Annotated in this window: 20 protein-coding genes; 18 read left to right on the top strand and 2 right to left on the bottom strand. The window is 33.2% G+C overall.

Features of this window, described 5'->3' with window-relative positions:
• Nucleotides 1–43 precede the first annotated feature (43 nt).
• The 8 genes from yycF (at nucleotide 44) to AC1RPQ_RS00230 (ending at nucleotide 9,513) form a co-directional block, all read left to right on the top strand.
• Nucleotides 44–754, top strand: a complete 711-nt coding sequence (gene yycF / locus AC1RPQ_RS00265; protein ID WP_409021860.1) for a response regulator YycF — start codon at nucleotides 44–46, stop codon at nucleotides 752–754.
• A 21-nt stretch (nucleotides 755–775) separates the two neighbouring features.
• On the top strand, nucleotides 776–2,629 hold the full coding sequence (gene walK / locus AC1RPQ_RS00260) for a cell wall metabolism sensor histidine kinase WalK (protein WP_481761148.1): 1,854 nt from the start codon (nucleotides 776–778) through the stop codon (nucleotides 2,627–2,629).
• The gene (locus AC1RPQ_RS00255; protein ID WP_481761093.1) at nucleotides 2,616–3,935 is read left to right on the top strand and encodes a YycH family regulatory protein; all 1,320 of its coding nucleotides are present in this window, start codon (nucleotides 2,616–2,618) and stop codon (nucleotides 3,933–3,935) included. The genes walK and AC1RPQ_RS00255 overlap by 14 nt, the downstream gene beginning before the upstream one ends.
• Nucleotides 3,936–3,948: 13 nt before the next feature.
• A complete protein-coding gene (locus tag AC1RPQ_RS00250; RefSeq protein ID WP_481761094.1) occupies nucleotides 3,949–4,770 on the top strand; it encodes a two-component system regulatory protein YycI in 822 nt (273 codons plus the stop codon).
• Nucleotides 4,771–4,804: 34 nt separating this feature from the next.
• Nucleotides 4,805–5,614 (top strand): MBL fold metallo-hydrolase, encoded by an 810-nt coding sequence (locus AC1RPQ_RS00245; RefSeq protein WP_481761095.1) that lies wholly within the window; start codon nucleotides 4,805–4,807, stop codon nucleotides 5,612–5,614.
• 111 nt (nucleotides 5,615–5,725) lie between these two features.
• Nucleotides 5,726–7,018 carry a S1C family serine protease gene (locus AC1RPQ_RS00240; RefSeq protein WP_481761096.1) on the top strand — a complete coding sequence of 431 codons (1,293 nt, stop codon included), beginning with the start codon at nucleotides 5,726–5,728 and terminating at the stop codon, nucleotides 7,016–7,018.
• A 409-nt stretch (nucleotides 7,019–7,427) separates the two neighbouring features.
• Entirely contained in the window at nucleotides 7,428–7,907 is a 480-nt protein-coding gene (rlmH, locus tag AC1RPQ_RS00235; RefSeq protein ID WP_481761097.1) for a 23S rRNA (pseudouridine(1915)-N(3))-methyltransferase RlmH, read from the top strand.
• A gap of 136 nt (nucleotides 7,908–8,043) precedes the next feature.
• Entirely contained in the window at nucleotides 8,044–9,513 is a 1,470-nt protein-coding gene (locus tag AC1RPQ_RS00230) for an MFS transporter (RefSeq protein ID WP_409021866.1), read from the top strand.
• A 278-nt stretch (nucleotides 9,514–9,791) separates the two neighbouring features.
• On the opposite strand, the gene AC1RPQ_RS00225 is transcribed toward AC1RPQ_RS00230, so the two are convergent.
• A complete protein-coding gene (locus AC1RPQ_RS00225) occupies nucleotides 9,792–11,129 on the bottom strand; it encodes a dihydrolipoyl dehydrogenase family protein (protein WP_481761098.1) in 1,338 nt (445 codons plus the stop codon).
• 283 nt (nucleotides 11,130–11,412) lie between these two features.
• Between AC1RPQ_RS00225 and AC1RPQ_RS00220 the strand changes: the two genes are divergently transcribed.
• The 7 genes from AC1RPQ_RS00220 to AC1RPQ_RS00190 all read left to right on the top strand — a co-directional run bounded on the left by AC1RPQ_RS00220 (nucleotide 11,413) and on the right by AC1RPQ_RS00190 (nucleotide 17,356).
• The gene (locus AC1RPQ_RS00220) at nucleotides 11,413–12,741 is read left to right on the top strand and encodes a glycosyltransferase family 2 protein (protein WP_409021868.1); all 1,329 of its coding nucleotides are present in this window, start codon (nucleotides 11,413–11,415) and stop codon (nucleotides 12,739–12,741) included.
• Nucleotides 12,728–13,255, top strand: a complete 528-nt coding sequence (locus AC1RPQ_RS00215) for a hypothetical protein (RefSeq protein WP_481761099.1) — start codon at nucleotides 12,728–12,730, stop codon at nucleotides 13,253–13,255. Before AC1RPQ_RS00220 ends, AC1RPQ_RS00215 begins: the two co-directional genes overlap by 14 nt.
• Nucleotides 13,245–14,180 (top strand): pyridoxamine 5'-phosphate oxidase family protein, encoded by a 936-nt coding sequence (locus AC1RPQ_RS00210; protein ID WP_481761100.1) that lies wholly within the window; start codon nucleotides 13,245–13,247, stop codon nucleotides 14,178–14,180. The genes AC1RPQ_RS00215 and AC1RPQ_RS00210 overlap by 11 nt, the downstream gene beginning before the upstream one ends.
• 342 nt (nucleotides 14,181–14,522) lie before the next feature.
• Entirely contained in the window at nucleotides 14,523–15,140 is a 618-nt protein-coding gene (apf, locus tag AC1RPQ_RS00205) for an aggregation-promoting factor (protein WP_481761101.1), read from the top strand.
• 135 nt (nucleotides 15,141–15,275) lie between these two features.
• Nucleotides 15,276–15,965, top strand: a complete 690-nt coding sequence (locus AC1RPQ_RS00200; RefSeq protein ID WP_481762165.1) for a YjjG family noncanonical pyrimidine nucleotidase — start codon at nucleotides 15,276–15,278, stop codon at nucleotides 15,963–15,965.
• A 38-nt stretch (nucleotides 15,966–16,003) separates the two neighbouring features.
• Nucleotides 16,004–16,456, top strand: a complete 453-nt coding sequence (locus tag AC1RPQ_RS00195; RefSeq protein WP_481761103.1) for a hypothetical protein — start codon at nucleotides 16,004–16,006, stop codon at nucleotides 16,454–16,456.
• Between the two features lie 33 nt (nucleotides 16,457–16,489).
• Nucleotides 16,490–17,356, top strand: a complete 867-nt coding sequence (locus tag AC1RPQ_RS00190; RefSeq protein ID WP_481761104.1) for a TMEM175 family protein — start codon at nucleotides 16,490–16,492, stop codon at nucleotides 17,354–17,356.
• A gap of 102 nt (nucleotides 17,357–17,458) precedes the next feature.
• Here AC1RPQ_RS00190 and AC1RPQ_RS00185 read toward each other — a convergent pair whose 3' ends face one another.
• On the bottom strand, nucleotides 17,459–18,706 hold the full coding sequence (locus AC1RPQ_RS00185; protein WP_481761105.1) for a dicarboxylate/amino acid:cation symporter: 1,248 nt from the start codon (nucleotides 18,704–18,706) through the stop codon (nucleotides 17,459–17,461).
• A gap of 256 nt (nucleotides 18,707–18,962) precedes the next feature.
• Between AC1RPQ_RS00185 and AC1RPQ_RS00180 the strand changes: the two genes are divergently transcribed.
• The 3 genes from AC1RPQ_RS00180 to AC1RPQ_RS00170 all read left to right on the top strand — a co-directional run bounded on the left by AC1RPQ_RS00180 (nucleotide 18,963) and on the right by AC1RPQ_RS00170 (nucleotide 21,032).
• Nucleotides 18,963–19,391, top strand: a complete 429-nt coding sequence (locus tag AC1RPQ_RS00180) for a CopY/TcrY family copper transport repressor (RefSeq protein ID WP_481761106.1) — start codon at nucleotides 18,963–18,965, stop codon at nucleotides 19,389–19,391.
• 92 nt (nucleotides 19,392–19,483) lie between these two features.
• Entirely contained in the window at nucleotides 19,484–19,861 is a 378-nt protein-coding gene (locus AC1RPQ_RS00175) for a MerR family transcriptional regulator (RefSeq protein WP_481761107.1), read from the top strand.
• A gap of 70 nt (nucleotides 19,862–19,931) precedes the next feature.
• On the top strand, nucleotides 19,932–21,032 hold the full coding sequence (locus AC1RPQ_RS00170; RefSeq protein WP_481761108.1) for an NADH-dependent flavin oxidoreductase: 1,101 nt from the start codon (nucleotides 19,932–19,934) through the stop codon (nucleotides 21,030–21,032).
• Nucleotides 21,033–21,193: the final 161 nt, after the last annotated feature.

Below are 21,193 nucleotides of genomic sequence, written 5' to 3'. Positions count from 1 at the left end.
ATCTAGATTTAATTTTACAGCTTCCTATAAGGAGGATCCACATATGAAAAAAATATTAGTTGTCGACGATGAAAAACCAATTTCTGATATCGTTAAATTTAATTTAACTAAAGAAGGATACGACGTTTATACAGCTTACGATGGTGAAGAAGCCTTAGAAAAAGTTAAAGAAGTTGAACCGGATTTAATTTTATTAGATTTAATGTTACCAAAAGTGGATGGTTTAGAAGTTGCTCGTCAAGTTAGAAAAACTTACGATATGCCAATCATTATGGTTACAGCTAAAGATGGAGAAATCGATAAGGTCTTAGGTCTAGAATTAGGTGCAGATGATTATGTAACAAAACCTTTCTCTAACCGTGAACTAGTGGCCAGAGTTAAAGCTAATTTAAGAAGACAAAAAACAATTGAGAGTGTTCAAACAGAAGAACAACCACAAAATAGTGAAATACAAGTTGGACAATTAACCATTCATCCTGAAGCATATATGGTTTCAAAATATGATGAAAAAATTGAATTAACACATCGTGAATTTGAATTATTACATTATTTAGCACAACATCTAGGACAAGTTATGACTAGAGAACATTTACTACAGACGGTATGGGGTTATGATTACTTCGGTGATGTCAGAACGGTTGATGTTACAATGCGTCGTTTAAGAGAAAAAGTTGAAGATAATCCAAGCCATCCAGAGTGGTTGGTAACACGTCGTGGTGTTGGATACTATATGAAAAATCCAGATTTAGAATAGAGTAGGGGAATAACGATGAAAATGAATCAAAAAATTCGTTTTTTTAAATCTATTCAATTTAAAATAGCCCTCATTTTTGCGTTATTAATTTTAATAACGTTGGAAATTGTCGGGGCTTATTTTGTTAGGCAATTAGAACAGCAAAACTTAGATACCTTTAAGCAACAAGTCCAGTTACCTATATATGTTACTAATTCGATTACGAAGGATTTAGCAAAAACAGATACAGCTGCTGGTGATAGAGATATCAAAAAAATATTGGAAGATGTTAGTAATTCAAGTATCACAGAAATTCGAGTGATTGATAGTAAGGGCACAATTCGCGGGAGTAGTGATTTTAATAATCAAACTGTTGTGGGACAAAAAACGACAGATGCAACAATTAAGCAAGTGTTATATACACCTAAAACATTTGAAAAGAAGATTTATGATGAATCTAGCGATAAGCGCTACTATGTTTCAATTGTGCCACTAGTTAGTACAGCAGGAAATGTAACAACGACAGTTGGGGTTACATACGTTAAGGCCAATCTGGAAAGCTTATACTCAAATATTAACGATATCACGGTTATTTTCGTGACCGCGTCATTTTTTGCAGCTGTTTTAGTCCTTTTGATAACGATAGTTATTTCCCGGGCAATAACTCGTCCGATTGATGAGATGAAAAAGCAAACGATTCGAATTTCTCGCGGAGATTACTCCGGAAAAGTTCGTGTCTATTCTAATGATGAACTAGGACAATTAGCAGATGCGGTTAATAACTTATCTGTTCGTGTTGAAGAGGCACAAGAATCATCTGAAGCTGAACGTCGTCGTTTAGATAGTGTTCTATCGCACATGACAGATGGTGTAATTGCGACGGATCGTCGCGGAAATATTATCATTATGAATGAAGCGGCCTCTACCTTATTAGATCAAAATGAAAATGACTCAATAGGAGTATCAATTTTGGATATTCTTGATTTACGTAGTCAGTATACTTTACGTGATTTGTTAGAAAATCAAGATGAAATTATGATTGATTTATCTGATGTAGAACATGAACAAATTTTGAATGCTTATTTTTCATTAATACAAAGAGAATCTGGCTTTATTAGTGGTCTTGTCTGTGTACTTCATGATGTCACAGAACAACAAAAGATAGAACGTGAACGTGAAAGCTTTGTTTCTAATGTTTCTCATGAATTAAGAACGCCTTTGACGAGTATGAAGAGTTATATTGAGGCATTAAACGATGGTGCATGGAAAGATCCAGAAGTTGCACCAGGTTTCTTGAAAGTTACACAGAATGAAACAGAACGTATGATGCGTATGATTAATGACTTACTAAATTTGTCACGAATGGATTCAGGAACATCTAAGTTAGAACTTGAATTAGTTAACTTGAATGAACTGTATAGTTATGTTCTGGATAGATTCGATATGATGATTAATGCTGACGATGGGTCAGGCAAAAAGTATTCGATTAAACGTGATTTTACTAAACGTGATTTATGGGTTGAATTAGATACTGATAAAATTGTGCAAGTCATTGATAATATTATGAATAATGCCATTAAATATTCACCTGATGGTGGAGAAATAACTTGTCGTTTATTGGAGACACATAAGCACGTTATTTTGAGTATCTCTGATGAGGGCCTTGGTGTACCTAAAAAAGATTTAGCGCATATTTTTGATCGCTTTTTCCGTGTGGATAAAGCTAGATCGAGAGCTCAAGGTGGAACTGGATTAGGCCTAGCTATCTCAAAAGAGGTTGTCGAAATGCATAAAGGTAAAATTTGGTTAGATAGCTCGGAAGGCAAGGGTTCAACATTCTATATTTCATTGCCTTATGAATCATATGAGGAGGACCTGTGGGATGAAATTGAATAGATTTATTTTACCAACACTATTATTTTTATTAATTATGACAAGTATCGGTTTATCATGGGTCATTTGGACAAATCCGACATGGAATGGTAAAAGTGAATCGACGAAAGCTACAAATTCAACGCAGACAGAGTTAACAAAGAGTACTAAATTGAGCGAAGTATATGCACCAACGTCTGTTATTTATAATGATAATCAGCAACAAAATGTTTTATATAGTGAAAAAATTAATATCATTTCAAATATTCAAAAAAAGATACGTACTTGGAAAGAAACGTCTATATCAGAAGTTCCGATTAAAAATAAAAATGATTATTTAACGTTTTTAAATGCAAAAAATCAATTGGTTCTTAGTTACTCAGATGAAATTACGGTTGGGTTATTTAATCAAGTATTTAATCAGCAAAATCAAAATTATAAAACACGACTTATTAACCGTGTTCTTATTCCGCGTGATAATAAGAAAAGTATTTATCTGTTGAGTGACAAGGATAAAAAAATTTATGAGATTTCGTTAAATGATGCCTATAATAAAGGTAAAACAATTGATGATGTTGTACAAAATGAAACGTTATCGAAATTATCAGTTACATTTAAACTGCATAATAATGATATTTTTATGTATTATAATCAAGATTTTAATATAGCTCGTTTTAGGTATTTAGTGGATAAGCAAACGGCTAGTAAGTATGTTGCTAATCTATTAGGACAAAAAGATGGTTCATCGGTCAACGTTAAAGAAAGTAAAAAGACAATAACTTACTATGATGGTTCTGATCGACAATTAACGGTTCAAAATACGACAAATTTGGTTTCATATGAAGATGATGAAAATTCAGATGCGAAACAAAAAACGAGTCGTGGTAATGCTTTAACTGAAAGTTATACGAGTATTAAAAATACAGGTATCGGATTAGATAATATTCACTTCTACCAATTTAATGGTAAGTCTATGACAACAACATTCAGAAGTTATATTGAAGGATTTCCGATTTTTAATCAAACCAAACACGGTGTGATTGAAGTTGAGCGACTAGATAATGGTGGAAATAAAATTGATTTTTCATTATTGACGTTACAAATTGCTGTTCCATCTGGAAAAGCAGATGTTACGTTACCAAGTACAGAAGAAGTGTTAAGTAGCTTGGTTACGGCAGGGTATAAAGATGCGGATATTTCAGATATTCAATTAGGTTATCGTTGGGTATCAAGTTCTGATTCAGATTTGGTAGTCAACCTAGAACCCACTTGGTATATCCGATATCAAGATAAATGGAAAAGTTATACTGAATTACTACAAACAGATTAGGGAGGTGAATTAATTGGATTTTAGACGAATTCAAATTATTTTTATTATTGTTTTTCTTGGTTTAAATATCTTTTTATTCACCTCATTACGACAAAATCAACAAATTGAAATTTCGAGTCGATCATCACCTGGGACAACAAAAACCGGTACAACGCTTAAAGAGATGCGAGAAGATGACATTAAATACGGCAGTATCTCAAATAAAAAAGAGACTGGTGTATATATGTCTAATAAAGCATCTGATGTATTAAAGAATGATGCTAAACAGCTGCAATCCCAAGTTACAACATATAAAGACAATAAATTATCTAGTATTTTTGGGACACCAATTAATATCACAGATAGTGAAAGTCCAAATAAAACAATTGATAAGACAATTATGAGTGATAATACTTTAATTCTACATGGAGATAATTATCGCTATAACAGTAGTCTTTCAACAGAGACAAGTGTCGTGTATTCGCAGGTTGTTTACGATAAAATGGTTTACTCAAATGTTGGACTAATTAAATTTACAATTCAAAATAATAAAATTAGTGGCTATTCACAAACGTATATGGCAAATACAGAAAAATTACGTGAAAATGAGTCAATTATTAGTCAACAACAAGCAATACTGATATTGTATCAATATAATCAATTTGCAAGTAAAAGTAAGGTTAAATGGTCTAAGTTAGGATATGCTGAGTTGCTCAGTTTGGATAAAAAATATAGCGTCTATATTCCAGTTTGGATAGTAGCTGTTAAGAATCCAAGTAATGGTGTGACACAATACAAGCAAGTTAATTCATTTTCAGGAGCGATTATGAAGGATAGCACTGATATTTTAAATTAAATGAAGATTAAAAGGATAGAGGCGCAGGCAAGTAATGGATGAAGGAACAGACGATATGAAGATTAGTGTTCTTGCAAGCGGTAGTGCGGGAAATGTCACGTATATTGAAACGCCTAAGCACAAGGTCCTTGTAGATGCTGGTTTAAGTGGTAAAAAAATTGCGAGCCTAATGACAGATATTGGTCGAGATATTAACGATGTCGACACGTTATTTGTAACACATGAACATACGGATCATGCAAAGGCTGCTGGTATTTTAGCCCGTAAGTATGACATGAACGTTTATGCAAATGAATTAACATGGGAAGCCATGGCTCATACGATTGGTAAAATTCCCGTTGAGAAGAAGCAAATTTTTGAGATGGGGAAAGTAATTACATTCGACGACTTAGATGTTGAGAGTTTTGGTGTCTCTCATGATGCAGCGGCACCGCAATTCTACCAATTTCATCATAACAATAAGTCATTTGTTATTTTAACGGATACAGGTTATGTCTCAGAGAACGTTCAAGGGACAATTTCCGATGCAGATGCTTACTTGTTTGAGTGTAACCATGATATTGAAATGTTACGGATGGGCGGCTATCCATGGTCATTAAAACAGCGCATTTTAGGTGATAAAGGTCATTTATCAAATGAGGATGGTGCTGATGCACTTATGAATGTTATGGGTAATCGGACAAAACGAATTTTTTTAGGCCATCTTAGTAAGGATAATAATATGAAAGAATTAGCCCATCTAACGGTTGAATCAACGATGAAAGAACATGATTTAGCAGTTGGTGGTGATTTTAACATTTTCGATACAGATCCGGAAAATGCTACAAAGCTGGTTGTTTTATAAGAACAATTTTTTCAAAATTTATTCATAAATAGTTCACAATTAACCGTTATTCTTAAAAGAGTAAAAGATTACGTTTAAGGGGGCAGCGACAAATGTGTCGCGTATATAAAAATGTCAAATGAAAATAGAACAGGCTTAGGTAAAACAGTTGTTACAGCGCTTATTGCAGGATTAGTTGGTGGCGGAATTGCATTTGGTGGATATACATTTTACCAAAATAATGATAGTGATAATGGCGCAGTTACAACATCCTCAAATAAATCAGGTACAACTAAAGTAACAAATGTAAGTGTTAAATCAAGTAATGAATCATCAAAAGCATTTGCTAAAGTTAAAAATGCGGTTGTTTCAGTTATTTCATATACAAAGTCAAGTGGTTCAAGTAACAGCTTAACGGATATGTTTGGTGCAGCAGGCGATTCCTCTGCGACAACAGAAACAGCATCAAGTGAAGGTTCTGGTGTCATTTATAAAAAATCAGATGGTAGTGCTTATGTCGTAACTAATAATCATGTTATCTCTGGTGCAAGTAAAGTTGAAGTTTTATTGAGTAATGGTAAAAAATTAAGTGCCAAAATTGTTGGTAAAGATTCAATTACTGATTTAGCTGTTTTAAAAATATCAGCTAAAGATGTGACTCAAATCGCCACATTTGGTGATTCTGATAGTATCACTGTTGGTGAAACAGCATTGGCTATCGGTTCTCCACTTGGATCTGATTATGCGACATCATTAACGCAAGGAATCATATCAGCTAAGAAACGTACGATTGATGTTACCAATGATTCGGGTGTTAAAACGGGCCAAGCAACAGTTATTCAAACTGACGCTGCCATTAATCCTGGAAACTCAGGTGGGGCTTTAATTAATACTTCTGGCCAAGTTATCGGTATTAATTCGATGAAACTAGCAAGTACAGCAACAGGCTCTACTAGTTCTAGTTCATCATCAACTTCTGTCGAAGGAATGGGATTTGCTATTCCAAGTAATGAGGTTGTATCAATCATTAATCAATTAGTTGATAATGGAAAAGTTAAACGTCCTGCAATTGGTATTTCATTAATCGATTTAGATTACGTCTCAGCAAGTGATCAAAAGAGTGTCTTAAAATTACCAAAAAGTGTTTCTTCAGGGATTGTTGCTGTTAAAATAAATAGTGATTCACCTGCTAAAAATGCTGGTATAGGTAAATATGATGTTATCGTTAAGCTAGGTGATAAGAAAGTTACTGATATCTCAAGCTTACGAGAAGTTTTATATGAACATAAAATTGGTGATACAGTGGCTGTTGAATTCTATCATGATGGTAAGTTGAAACAGGCTAATATCAAATTAACCTTAGAAGCAACAGATGCAAATACAGGAACAAGCTCAACAAGTAAATCAGCATCATCAGCTCAATAAACAAATATGAAATAATCGTAAATAACTTAATTTACGATTATTTTTTTATTTTAAATAGATATTGTGTATAACTAAGTGGATAGATATTAAGGTGGGTGTGAGTAACAGAGGGAAAGGGCAGTATGAAGGGACTTTCTAAACAAAATAGTTATGCACAATTAATTGAATGGCCTGTGACTAACTTTTATTTATTTGATATTTTAAAATAAAAAAAGACTGTTATACCAATGTGTAAAGCGTATAATTAAGGAATGATAAATAACGCAAAATCTGTGCATAACTAATATGGTGTTGACAAATGGGCAACAAATAAATGTAGTGACGAACACATATTCCCCGCAATATGTTGTGGTCCAAATTGTGGATATGTGCGTAACTTTGTGTATAACTTGTGAAAAAGGTGGAAATTATGAACATTAAGATTATTGGTGTAGGTAAATTAAAAGAAAAATATCTCAAACAAGGAATTGAAGAGTATGCAAAACGGTTAAGTAAGTTTTGTAAATTTGAAATTATTGAAGTAAATGATGAAAAGGCACCGGAAAAATTAAGTTCAGCAGAAATGATTGATGTTAAAGGTAAAGAGGGCGAACGTATCCTTAGTAAGATTAAAGAAAAAGAGTATGTTTATGCTTTAGCCATTTTAGGTAAGGAACGTACGTCGGAAGATTTTGCTAAAGAGATTGCTGATCTTGGAACTTATGGGCATTCAGACATAACCTTCGTTATTGGGGGGTCATTAGGACTAAGCGAGGACGTTTTAAGACGCGCCGACACACAAATCTCGTTTGGTAAATTTACCTTACCGCATCAATTAATGCGGATGATTTTGACTGAACAAGTTTACCGTGGATTTATGATTAATGCAGGGAGCCCCTATCATAAATAAGGACCTTTCAATACTTTAAGTAACGTAATTTTAGGATATCAGTAGATTTTCATATTTTCCCTTGACCTAGAGCTTGCTTAAAGGTGGATGATAAAAATAAGTAATTTTAAATTTAGTCGTATAAGAGGGAGAATTTATGAATAAAAAGAATTTAATCATCGTGACTATTGCATTGCTGTTATCTAACGCAATGGCAGGTCTTGATGGAACGATTATTAATACTGCATTACCATCAATCGTCAGTGATTTGCATGGTATCCAATATATGGGATGGATTGTTGCAGTTTTCTTGTTGGGGATGGCAGTTGCCACACCTCTTTGGAGTAAATTAGGCGAACGAATTGGTAACCGTGGTGCATATCAGTTAGCAACTTTTTTATTTGCAATCGGTGCGGTTTTTCAAGCAACATCAAGTAATATTGTCTTTTTCTTAGTTGCTAGAGTAGTTATGGGTATTGGTGCAGGTGGGATGAATACAATTCCGTTTATTATTTATGCTGATATTTATAAAAATATTAAGAAACGCTCACAAGTTATTGGTTATGCAACAGCTAGTTACAGTATTGCATCAATTATTGGACCTTTAGTTGGTGGCTGGATCGTTGATACGTTTAGTTGGCATTGGGTCTTCTATATCAATGTACCAATAGCATTAATATCAATTATTTCAATCCAATTTTTCTTCAAAGAAGAAGTTAAAAAACGTCAAAAGGGGAATATCGATTACTTGGGTGCTGGAATGATGATTGTCAGCTTAGTGACCTTATTAACAGGTATTCAAATGATTGGTGTTGGGTCAATTAATTTAGTCGTTGGGTTAATTATTGCTGGAATTATCTTACTCGGTATTTTGTATAGAGTTGAGGATAGGGCCGTTGATCCGATTATTCCCAATCGATTATTTAAAAATAAGAAACTGATTGTTGATTTTATCATATTTGCCTTTTTATGGGGAGCATTTATCTCATTTAACATCTATATTCCAATGTGGGCACAAGGAATACTTGGAATGAGTGCATTGATTGGTGGGGCAACACAAATTCCTGGTGCAATGACTAATTTATTTGGTTCGTTGTCCGGTCCATCAATGATTCCTCGATTGGGGAAATACCGGATTATTACAATCGGAACCATTAGCTTTATTATTTCGTTTGCTGGGATGTTAGTTGTAGGTGTGACAGTCCCATTCTGGTATTTATTACTAATGGGTGCTTTTGAAGGGTTCGGTTTAGGAATGTGTTTTAATGTCCTACAACTGAGTGTTCAAGAGGATGCGGAGGGTCGAGATGTCCCAATCGCAACTTCATTTGCCTACTTATTACGTATTTTAAGCCAAACATTTATGTCATCAATTTATGGGGTTATCCTTAACAGTGCGTTGTTAAAAGGAGTTAATCAGTCTCATGGTAAAATTACGATGGAGATGTTAAACAAGCTAAGTGATTCGAAGCGTGTTTCAAGTCTTCCTGAAAAATTATTACCAGCAATGCGACAGATTATGTATGAAGGGTTGCATAATATTATGGTAATCGCGACAATATTATTGATTATCGTTTTACTATTTAATTTATGGATTCAGGCTCAATCTAGAAAACAACTAAGTTAAAAAATAGAATCTCTGAGAGAATGTACTATGTACTAAGTCGTATCGAGTTGACTGATGAAATTATATAAAATTTAATGGGGTATATTGATTTATCTGCTTGTAAAGTTATTAATAGATTCCCAGTGTAAATTCCTTGATTAATGTCAATTTATCAAATGCACTGTACTTAACTCTAGGCAAAAAAATCCCGCCATGATTGTCGAATGAAATTATATATTTCATCTGATAATCATGGCGGGATTTTTACAAAAAGGCAGATACCTTTTTAATCGTATTTTTTATAGATAATAGGTTAGGTCACTTGCTGGAGTCGGATAAGCTAAGATAAGTTTAGTAACATCTGTTTTTGATGTTTTGTTAGCAATTAATGGTGTTAGATAATTGATAAGTTCTTCCGCAATTGTGGTGTATGCGACAGCACCAACAAGTAAGTTGGATGATTTATCAAAGATAGTTGTCACAGATGCTTCAGATTCTTTAATTCGATTAAAGGAATACCAGTTAGTTGTCTCTTGTACTCTAATGTCATAATGTTCAGGTTCATTTTTAGCTTGTTCAATCGTAATGCCAACTTGAGATAGTTGTGGGCTGGCATAGACAGTCATTGGAATTGGTGGGTAAGCAATTGGACTATTCGATTTTTTAAGTAGTTGGTCTGCAACGTAATGACCTTCAAATGTTGAAACAGGTGTTAACTTAGGTTGTTTGCGTGAAACAATATCTCCAATGGCATAAATTCGATCATTTTTCGTTTTTAAGTGAGAATCCACAATAATACCATGTGAATCTGATTCAGCACCTGTAGCAGGTAGGTTTAATGTATTAACGTTAGGTTGACGGCCCATAGCTGAAATTGCCAAATCAACAGTTAAAGATAATCCCTTATCGTCTAACATCTGGAAGCCTAAAGGACCTTCTGTTATTTCTGTAATATTAGTGTCAAAGTGAAAATGGACACCATTAGTTTTCAAATTCTCAATGAGACGGGTTGTATATTCAATTGGAAATCCACGTAATATTTGACTATTATGTTGAATAATATGAACTTCTGAGCCAGCAATAGCAGCTATATTAGCAAGCTCAATTGAAACATAGCCAGCGCCAATAAAAGCTATTTTATCTGGTAATTCTTCAAGTGATAAAAAATCGGTACTTGTTTTTAGTAAATGACTGCCTGGAATATCAGGGACTACAGGTGACTGACCGGTCGCAATTACAAAATTATCGGCAGTGTAAGTTTCAGTATTAACGTTAATTTCTGACTTTGAAATAAACTTAGCAGATCCGTGAACAGTTTTAATATTTGCTGCAGATAAACCTGCTAGGGTATTGGCTGGAACTTTATCCGTATAAGCTGATTTAAAAGCCATTAATTTAGGCCAATCAATGATAGAACTGCCAGTTAGTCCGAAGCCTTGCATTGCTTCTTGGCGTTGTTTAGTTTCAACAGCAGAATAAAGCATTTTTTTTGGGTCACAACCTCGATTAGGACAAGTACCACCCCAAAGATCATTTTCAATAATGAGAACAGATTGCTTTTTACTTAAATCAAAAGCAGTAGAAAGACCACCAGGTCCAGCACCAATAATAATTGTATCGTAGTGTGATTGTTTCATAATTAATATCCCCCATAATAAATATTTAATAATTATACTGATACTAGCATAAAATTGAAAATTAATTAAAAATAATCGCTTAAAAATGTTTCATGTGAAACATTTTTAAAAAGAAAGCATAGCTTTTAAATTTTTAAAATAGTGACAGACAAAGTAATCCAGTATTAGAATATTTTATTTGATTATTAAAATCACAGAGGTTATAGTTTAAAAAGGGCGTTAAGTCAATGTATGTAAAGGATTTTAGCTATTTATTTAACTACAATTATTTGGGGGTCATTATATGACAGCAACAGTACTAAACGATATTACGAAGGTACTCATTTACACGATTGTATCGTATCCAATCGTTGGAGGCCTAGCCTTTATTGTATCGAGCCTTTATTATAGAATATTTATGGAGAAGAAGGAGCTCCCTAAATATTTAGAGAAGGGAGAACCATTCATTTCTATTTTTGTACCTGCTCATAATGAGGAACAATCAATAGAAGCAACAATTCGACATCTAGAGACTAAGTTAAATTATCCTCTAGATAAATATGAAGTTATTGTAATTAATGATGGTTCCACAGATAAAACCGGTGAGATTTTGGAGACGCTACAAGAGGAGTTCAAATCACGTTTAAGAACGATCACAATTATTAATAATCGTGGAAAAGCAGCTGGATTCAATATTGCATTGGCATTTGCTAAAGGCGAATTTATTTTATCCAATGATGCGGATTCAAAACCAGAAGTTGATGCCTTATGGAAATATATGTCATATTTTGAAAGAAAAGGTGGCAAGAATTTAGGCGCTGTCACTGGGAATATGTTACCAATTAATAAAACAACAATTGTAGCAGAAGCACAACAGAATGAATTAAATTCAATCATTGGCTTAATTAAGAGATCGCAATTATCTTATGGCGGTTTATTTGCTTTCTCAGGTGCAAATACAATGTATCGAAAAGCAGCCGTTTTAGATGTTGGTGGTTGGGAAGCTGAACAGCCAACAGAAGATATCGCAATTGCCTGGGACATGCAGGCATTAGGTTGGGTGGCTTATTTTGCGCCGCATATTCGCTTCTTTATGGATGTACCTGAAAAGCTAGGTGAACTAATTAAACAAAGACATAGATGGTCATCTGGTGGCGTTTATGTACTTCTAACGAAGACGTTACGCGTTCTACGTCATCCGATTAAACAATTTTCAAGTGTACCTATTATTATTGATTATGGATTAAGTGTTATTTGGTCAGTCTTTTATTGGTTAAGTATGATTGCATTTTTAGCAATTCAAATTATCTGTATTGTAAATGGTGATTGGTTACAGTTGAGCAATAACTTAGCGCTCGCCTGCATATTTATTTCAATAGAGGTCATTATTGGTTTGATTCAGTTAATCATGGCGTCATTTTTCAATGATAGTGGTAAATCTTTAAAATACGTTATTTTTGCGCCGTGGTATATCCTCATTTACTGGATGGTAAATACGTATACAATGGTAGCTGAGTTAATTCCGACAGTGCGTAAAATTATTACGGGTGAAGATGGTGGCGTATGGCATTCACCTGAACGTTCGGATAGTATTACAACAGATTTAGGAGGCGACGATGATGACAAAAAATAAGCCTGACTATATTGTGAACGAAGTAGATGAAGACGCATTGACGATTGATTGGTTTTTTGGTCAAAAAAATGTAAGTCTCAAACTAAGACAATTAGTATTAATAACAATTGGCTGGATTGCGTGCTTAGTACCAATCAGTATCACGGTTATCTTGATTTTATTTAAAGATAAGGCAATCCCAATTGATCAAACACTATTTACTGAGCTTTTTGATACGATTATAAATACATTCCTACAATACTATTTGTTTTTTATTGCGTTCTTTTTAATTTTGCATATTTATAATTTAATTCTTTCGAATAATCGTCTAAAAAATGATATAGAAAGTTATGATTCAAAATTATTAAAGAAACACACTGACTTAGCTGAAGAAATGTACTATTTAAAATATGGGCCACGAGATCATAGAGAGGGTCAAAATAAAATTATCATACAAGATTATGCCGATATTGGGACATTTGAATTAAGGCAACAATTTGATTACTTTGGAGATGAGGATGAAGATGATTTCTAAAGAGGATAAAAGATTATTAGATGAGATGGTTGTACGAGAAAGAAATATGAAGAAAAGACGTGACATTTCGGGCTTGATGTTACATAAATTAAGATTATTTAAGCGAAGATTAGTTACGTTTTTAACGGTTTTATCAACCGGAATCCTATTAGGACTTTATATGACATTTGAGCCATTCAAAATGTTGTCAGTTGTCAGTATTATAGAAGTTAATGTACTGGTAGCGGCAATTCTATTTCTATTTACGTCATACTTTTGGCAAATAATGCTCAAACACTGGCCATTAAAACATTTAATTAGTTGGTATAAAACTAAACTAAGAGTAACGTACGCGGGCCCACTGCTTGCTTCAAAAAGATGGTTACAGTTTTATTATAAAGATCGGGATATTTCACCGTATATCCCACAAATATTGTATTACCTACAAAATGAGTCTAAGTTAAAAACAGTTGATGAGGTATTAGCATTTATTGATGAAGGGGCACCTTCAGAAGTGGAAGAACATAATGTGTTAGATAAATTTAGACGATTTATTGGTGAAACAAATCAAATGGTCCTGAGTACTGCTACTGCAGATGGGATGCCATCGAGTCGTCAGATGCGATTTATTGTTTCACCTGATAAATCAAATGTTTGGTATTTTGGTTCAGCTCCGGAAACGCCTAAAATTGCTGAATTGGATTTAGGTAAAGCAGCTATTAATACAATTCCAACGAGTACAGGGATGACTATTGCTAGTAATAGGTTAAGTGTTAAGAGGTCAAAATATAAATTAGAAGATCTAGCAGAGTTGTATCGGGCACAGGTGCCAGGATTTATGGATGGATTACTGGAAGAAGATATAGAAAATGAGATTATTTATGAAATAGTGATCAAAAGTGCTCGATTAGATACTTGGACACAGCACGATCAAGTGAAATTTTAAAGGTATTATTAGCAATATTCATTGCTGATAATACCTTTTTTTAATAAATCAATTAAAAAAATAAACTTTTTACTTGATTTTCAACGTATTTATCTCTATATTTTGACACATAAATTACAGACGAATTATTAATAGATTAACTGTCACTAAGGGAATAAGAAGGTAATGGTGTATTTGATTTATTTTACATTTATTACGGAATATGATATTTATTACATTATTTCAAGATAATGATATTTGACTGAAATGCTTATGTAAAAACTAACTGATAGTATGAACCTCGTAAGATAAATAAGAAAAAAATAAATAAAAACGTTTAACTTAAAAGGAGAACTAAATATAATGAAATTAAATAAAAAGATGACAAAATTTTCAGTAGCAATGGTAGCAACAGTAGCAGCAGGTCTTGGACTTGCAGTTAAAGCAGCAGATGCTGATGTATATACTGTAAAATCAGGTGATACACTAAATAACATCTCAGCAACTTACGCTAACAAAACATCTAATGATGTCAGTGTTAACGCAATTGTTAAAGAAAATAAAATTAGTAACGCTAATTTAATTTATGTTGGTGAACAATTAACAATCAATACTGATACAGCTGCTAAAACAGCAAATACAGCATCAACAACAAATACAACAACTACTAAGGCAGCAACACCAGCTGCAACTCCTGCTAAAGCAGCAACAACAGTTGCACCAAAGAGTACAGTGTCAACAGCAACTGCAAGCACTACTGATTCATCAAGTGCTAAAGCATGGATTGCTAACAAAGAATCTGGTGGTTCATACTCAGCAAGAAATGGCCAATATATTGGTAAATACCAATTAAGTTCATCATATTTAAATGGTGATTACTCAGCTGCAAACCAAGAAAAAGTAGCTAACAATTACGTAACAAGTCGTTATGGTTCATGGAGTGCTGCAAAATCATTCTGGTTATCAAACGGTTGGTACTAAAATTTAAATTATAAAAATAAGAAGCTTTGGATAGGGATATAATTCCTTATTCAAAGCTTTTTTGTTACTTTAAATCTTATGTTAAAATGATAATGTCCAGTAACTAAATTACATGAATGAAAGTTGAGAATTGAATTGAAAAATTACGAATTTTTACTATTTGATATTGATGATACGTTACTTGATTTTGGGTTAACTGAAAAAGCTGCACTAGAAAAGCTTTTTTTAACGCAAAAAATAACATTAGATGATAAAATAAAACAAAATTATTTGAAATTTAATCAGCAGTTATGGCGCCAATATGAGCGTGGTAATTTAAAGCGGGATCAATTATTAGAAAATCGGTTTGCGATATTTTTCAAAAAACAGTTTAATAGAGTAGTTGATGGTAAAGAGTTGGCTAAACAGTATCAAGATAATCTGTCTGCCGGACATGAAAAAATGATGGGCGCAGATGAATTATTGGCATCAATAGATACAGCTAACTATCAATTGTCGATTATTACCAATGGCGTTGCAAACATGCAGTATAAACGATTAGCAGAATCAAAGTTAGATAAGTACTTTCCGCAAATATTTGTTTCGGAAATGACGGGTTATCAAAAACCAACGGTTGGCTTTTTTAACTATGCTTTTGACCATATTGCTGGATTTAATCCCGATAAGGCACTTATTATTGGTGATTCTTTAACATCAGATATTCAAGGTGGGAACAATGTTCACGTTGATACTGTCTGGTACAATCCGAAAAACATTAAAAATAAGACATCAATAAAAGCGACCTACGAAATTGATGATCTGTTAGCCATAAATAATATAATATAAGAATAATTATAAATCTTGGATTAGAGGAATGGTGAATAATGAAAGATGCTAAAATGATGAAAAATGTTAAAAAGATTATTACGTATGCTATTTTTGTGATTGCTACCTATTTTTTATTTTCACAAGTTTTATCAGTGTCAGAAATAGCAACGGATCGTTCCTTTATGGAGATTGCAAAAGCAGAACCAGTCGTATTTATTATTATCTTTTTTATAATTTATAGTTTATTTATGATAATTAGTATTGCTTTTTTCTATTTTTCTCATATTTTATTAAAAATTAAGGGAAAATATGATATTAGTTTACTTATTTTAAATTTTTTCACAGTTTTTTTAACAATATCAACGCTTGTTATTAAATCAGTTGGAGGGGCATTACCAACAGTAGTTATCAAAACTAGTTTATTTTTTATTTTAATATCGATGTCCTTATCAACGACTGCAAAATTATTAGCCTTACGAGAAGAACGACTAAAAAAAAGAAAAAAATAGGTTAAATATAGCAGTATTTTAAAGGAGGTACATATGAAAATTAAAGAGCGGTTGGATACGTTAAGTGATGCGATTATAGCCATTATTATAACCATTATGGTATTAGAGATGCCAATTGAGATAAAAAATGGGGAGATTAACTTTGTTGGTTTGTTTCAAGCCATTGGAATCTTTATTGTTAGTTTCTGTTTTGTTGCTAATATCTGGTATCAACATGCGGTCGCATTTTCGGAAGTAAATGAAGTACCAAATAAAATAATTGTGATGGATTTAATCTTAATGATGCTTTTATCGTTAATGCCAACCTTCACACGACTAATGACAAGTGATACTGTCAGAGAAACGGTTACAATGTATGGTGTTTTATATTTGTTAATTATTTATCTATTCAGGGAAATTGTAAAAGAAATTATTCATCAAAAATATACAGAAAAATCTGATATGAAAAAAGTATATGTAACCATTTATGGCAGACATAACACAGAAACCGGATTATTAATATTAGCTTTAATTCTTATAGGCTGGTTTTTCCCTAAAATAACGTTAGTCTTTTTTATTATCATACCAATTCGTTCATTTATTACTAATAGTGCAGATAACAGTGAATTTACTAATATTAGTCAAATGGAACCTAAAGGTACTGAGGCATTCTTAGAGATGACACCTGAAGATAGAGAAAAATTAAAACCAATTATTACGACACTTAGAAAAGAAATAAAACAACAAGATCCTGATGCGTGGGAGAATTTTACAGAGGATGCTGAAGAGGCACTCGACGTTAGTGAAGGAACGATACTTAGATGGTTTCGTCAATATCGTCAAGCATTTGAGGATTCACAAAATACGCGAAGAAAAAATATAAAGTATGGTAGAGACCAATTAAGTAGAGAAGATGATTAATAGTAAACTGTCCGTCCAATTTTGGAAAGGGCAGTTTTTAATTACAAAAAACCCCTATACTAGACTGATATTTCAGTATCTAATATAGGGGGATTGTTATTATTATTGTGCCATAAAATCTTTTAACCAATTTTTACCTTCAACGAAACGCGTAACAAGCATTGCAGTAGCAGTATTTCCTGTTGAATTTAATAAAGTTGCGGGAATATCAATGATGGTTGTAATAATTAGAATTAATGGAAGAGCAGCCATTGGGAAACCGAAGATTGAACAAATTAAGGTTTCGGCAACCATACCACCACCTGGAATAGCGCCCATCACGACACCAACCAAGAATGAAACACAGATAATCATAATCATATTATTTAAACTCGTGATATCTTTACCAAAAACGGCAAATAAAAATGTTGTTTTTAAGATGCCACCAATAACAGAGCCATCCTTGTGCGTATTTGCACCTAATGGGATGATCGTATTTGCGATATCTTCGCTCACGCCCATTTTTTTAGAATACTCTAGGTTAACAGGGATACATGCAGCTGAAGAACTTGTTGCAATTGCTGTAACAGCAGGAGCTGAGACATTTTTCCAAAAAATCATAAAACCGGCTTTGCCACCTGCGATAAATGCATAGAAACTCATCATCACAAAGAAGTAGAAAGCTGTAATACCTAAGTAAAGAATGAAACTGCGCAAATATCCGGCAGCAATCTGAGGTCCTAAATTACCGATAATATTGGCAAAGAAACAACCTAAACCAATTGGCGCGTAGATCATCACATATTTAACCATCCGCATAACTACTACGTTTCCAGCTGATAAAAATTTTGTAAATACACTAGATTCTTTACCGGTTGCTGAAGCAGCTGTACCCATTAAAATCGAAAAGATAATTAGTTGTAACATATTATCTTTTGATAATAAATGATAAAAGTCATTAACGGTGAATGTATTAACTAATGTTTCTAAACCAGATGATTTTGTTGATGTATCTTTAACAGTACCCATCAAACCTTTAATCGTATCAACGTTGACGCCGTGAATAGGGTTAAAGAGACGAACACCGATATACCCAATAACACCAGCAATGAAAGCCGTTGTTAGGAAGACAATTAATGTTGTAATCATGATTTTACCAAGTCGTTTCATTTCAGACATTTCTGCGATGGCAGATGAAATACTGAAAAAAACAAGTGGAACTAAAATCATGTACATTAGATTTAGAAAAAGATCTCCTAAAGGTTTAAGGACAGCAGCTTGTTCTTTAAAGATTAAGCCGACAATCCCACCTATGATTAGACCCGAGAGTAATAATAAAGATGTTTTGTAGCGATTAAAAAAAGTAGTCATAAAAAATCCCCTTAAATAATTAGTCTAAAGTCATAAACACTAGTATATCAATTGTTTTGTTTAAAAGCTAAGTTAAAAAAAGGAAACGAATAATATGCAAAAACAAATGAGTTTAATCAATATTAAAAAATGAGATAGTATTAGTTAATAATGAGTATTTAACCGATTATACTAATTTGAAAGATAGCTTATTGACGGGTTAAATACATTAGTTTACAATTGTAATCATAAGACCAATGAAAGAAGGGCAATACTAATGAATAATAAAAAAATAATTGAAATTAGCGACGCTGAGTGGGAAGTTATGCGTGTTATCTGGACATTAGGTCAGAGTACTAGTAATGAAATATTTAAGAATTTAAAAGAAAAAAAGAATTGGCAAATGCCAACAATAAAAACATTATTGGGTCGATTAGTAAAAAAGGGTGCATTATCTGCTGATAAAGAGGGCCGAGCATTCATATACAAACCCCTAATAGAAGAACAAACGACGATGGATCATGTTAGTCAGTTATTATTTGAACATATGTGCCAAATGAAAATTGGCTCAACAATTGCCGATTTATTAAGTGAAGTTGAGTTAAGCCAATCAGATATTGTGAAACTACAAAGTGTGATTGATGAAAAAAGTAAAAATGCACCAGAAATGGTTGAATGTAACTGCTTAGCTGAAAAAATGATGTAAATGTTTCATGTGAAACATTATAAAATTTAATCTGATCCTTTATCTTAATTGTCTAATGAGATTAAAAAAGATGAGAATAGGAGTGTTTGATTTTGAATATTAAAAAAGTAAGTGAGAAGTTTGATTTACCGACTGCGACGTTACGATATTATGAGGAAGTAGGACTTATTCCCACTGTATCACGGAATACAAGCGGGTATCGGGACTATGATGAAATCGATTTAGAATGGGTTAATTTTGCAAAACATATGCGTCAAACGGGGATTTCAATCAACATTTTAAAAGAATATGCTGACCTAACGCAACAAGGTGAGGCCACTGAAGAGCAACGTAAACAGATTTTGATTAAACAGCAACGATTATTAGGTGAACAAATCGCGGCGATGCAAGATACTTATAATTTTTTAGATAATAAAATTGAAACGTACGAAAATCATGTAAAACAGATGTTAAAAATGACCGATAAATAAAAAGCTTGCCTTCAAGTCGACTTGAAGGTTTATTATAAACCTATATTAGATATAGGAGGAACATTTTATAATGATTAAGCAAATTAACTTACGAAAAAAATTCAATTTAAATGAACAAATAACCCTACAAAATAAACTTGTGATGGCACCTATGACAACATGGGCAAGTAACGATGATCAAACAGTTTCTGAAGCAGAAATTAGTTATTACGAACAACGTGCAAAACAGGTCGGAATGGTTATCACAGGTTCGAGCCATGTACAAGAAAATGGTGTTGGATTTGATCATGAAATTGGTGTTTATGAAGATCGATTTATACCAGGTTTGACGAAGTTAGCCACAGCTATTAAGGCCGGTGGGGCAAAGGCCATCTTACAATTAAATCATGCTGGAAATAAGGCATTACCAGAATTAATTACAAATCATGACGTTGTTAGTGCGAGTCCAGTACCAGCACCAAAAACACCATTTGCTCCAGCACAGACACCTCGAGAATTGGCAGAAGAAGAGCTAATACAAGTTATAAAGGCTTTCGGAACAGCAACTAAACGTGCAATTCAAGCAGGTTTTGATGGTATTGAAATTCACGGTGCCCATGGATTTCTAATTCAAAATTTTCTTTCACCACACTATAATCATCGGACTGATCAGTGGGGCGGATCATTAGAAAATAGATTACGATTTGCTATGGCAGTAGTTGATGAAGTTCAACGAGTGGCTGATGAAAATACGACTAAAGAATTTATTATCGGTTACCGAATTACACTTGAAGAACGTGAAACAGATGGTCTTAAATTAGAAGATACAGAAGCTTTGATAACGAATTTAGTTGCTAAACAGGTGAGTTATTTGCACCTTTCGTTGGGTGATGCGTTAACTGATGGTCCAAAGGGTGGTGAACCCTATATTCAAAGAGTTTCTCAACTAGTTAATCAACGGGTACCAATCGTGGCAGCCGGCTCATTAAATACTTTTGATAGAGCAACGACAGCATTAAAATCGGGATTAGATTTAGTTGCTGTTGGGTCAGCATTAGTTGCAAATCCTAATTTGCTAAATCAAGAAAAATGGCAATTAACGTTATCGATGAGTGATCCTAGTATCCCTAAGTTAATGTTAAAAAAAATCCAAGCGCTGGGTAGCACATTTGGATTTACCTTAGTAGATTAGATAATTTATTAAAAACTGTAATATCTGTTGTTGATGATAGGAAAACCTATTACTGGCAACAGATTTTTTATGTTATAAAATTAAAAGTTCAGATTTGTCATTTTAATATATTTAAACAGACACTGGCTTAATTTTTAATTTCTGTTATTATTTAGGACGTT

The sequence above is a fragment of the Dellaglioa sp. CoH-57-MRSF-21 genome (assembly GCF_056781915.1).
Note: the sequence above shows the minus strand (reverse complement) of the source record. Positions and strands in the feature narration are given on the sequence as shown.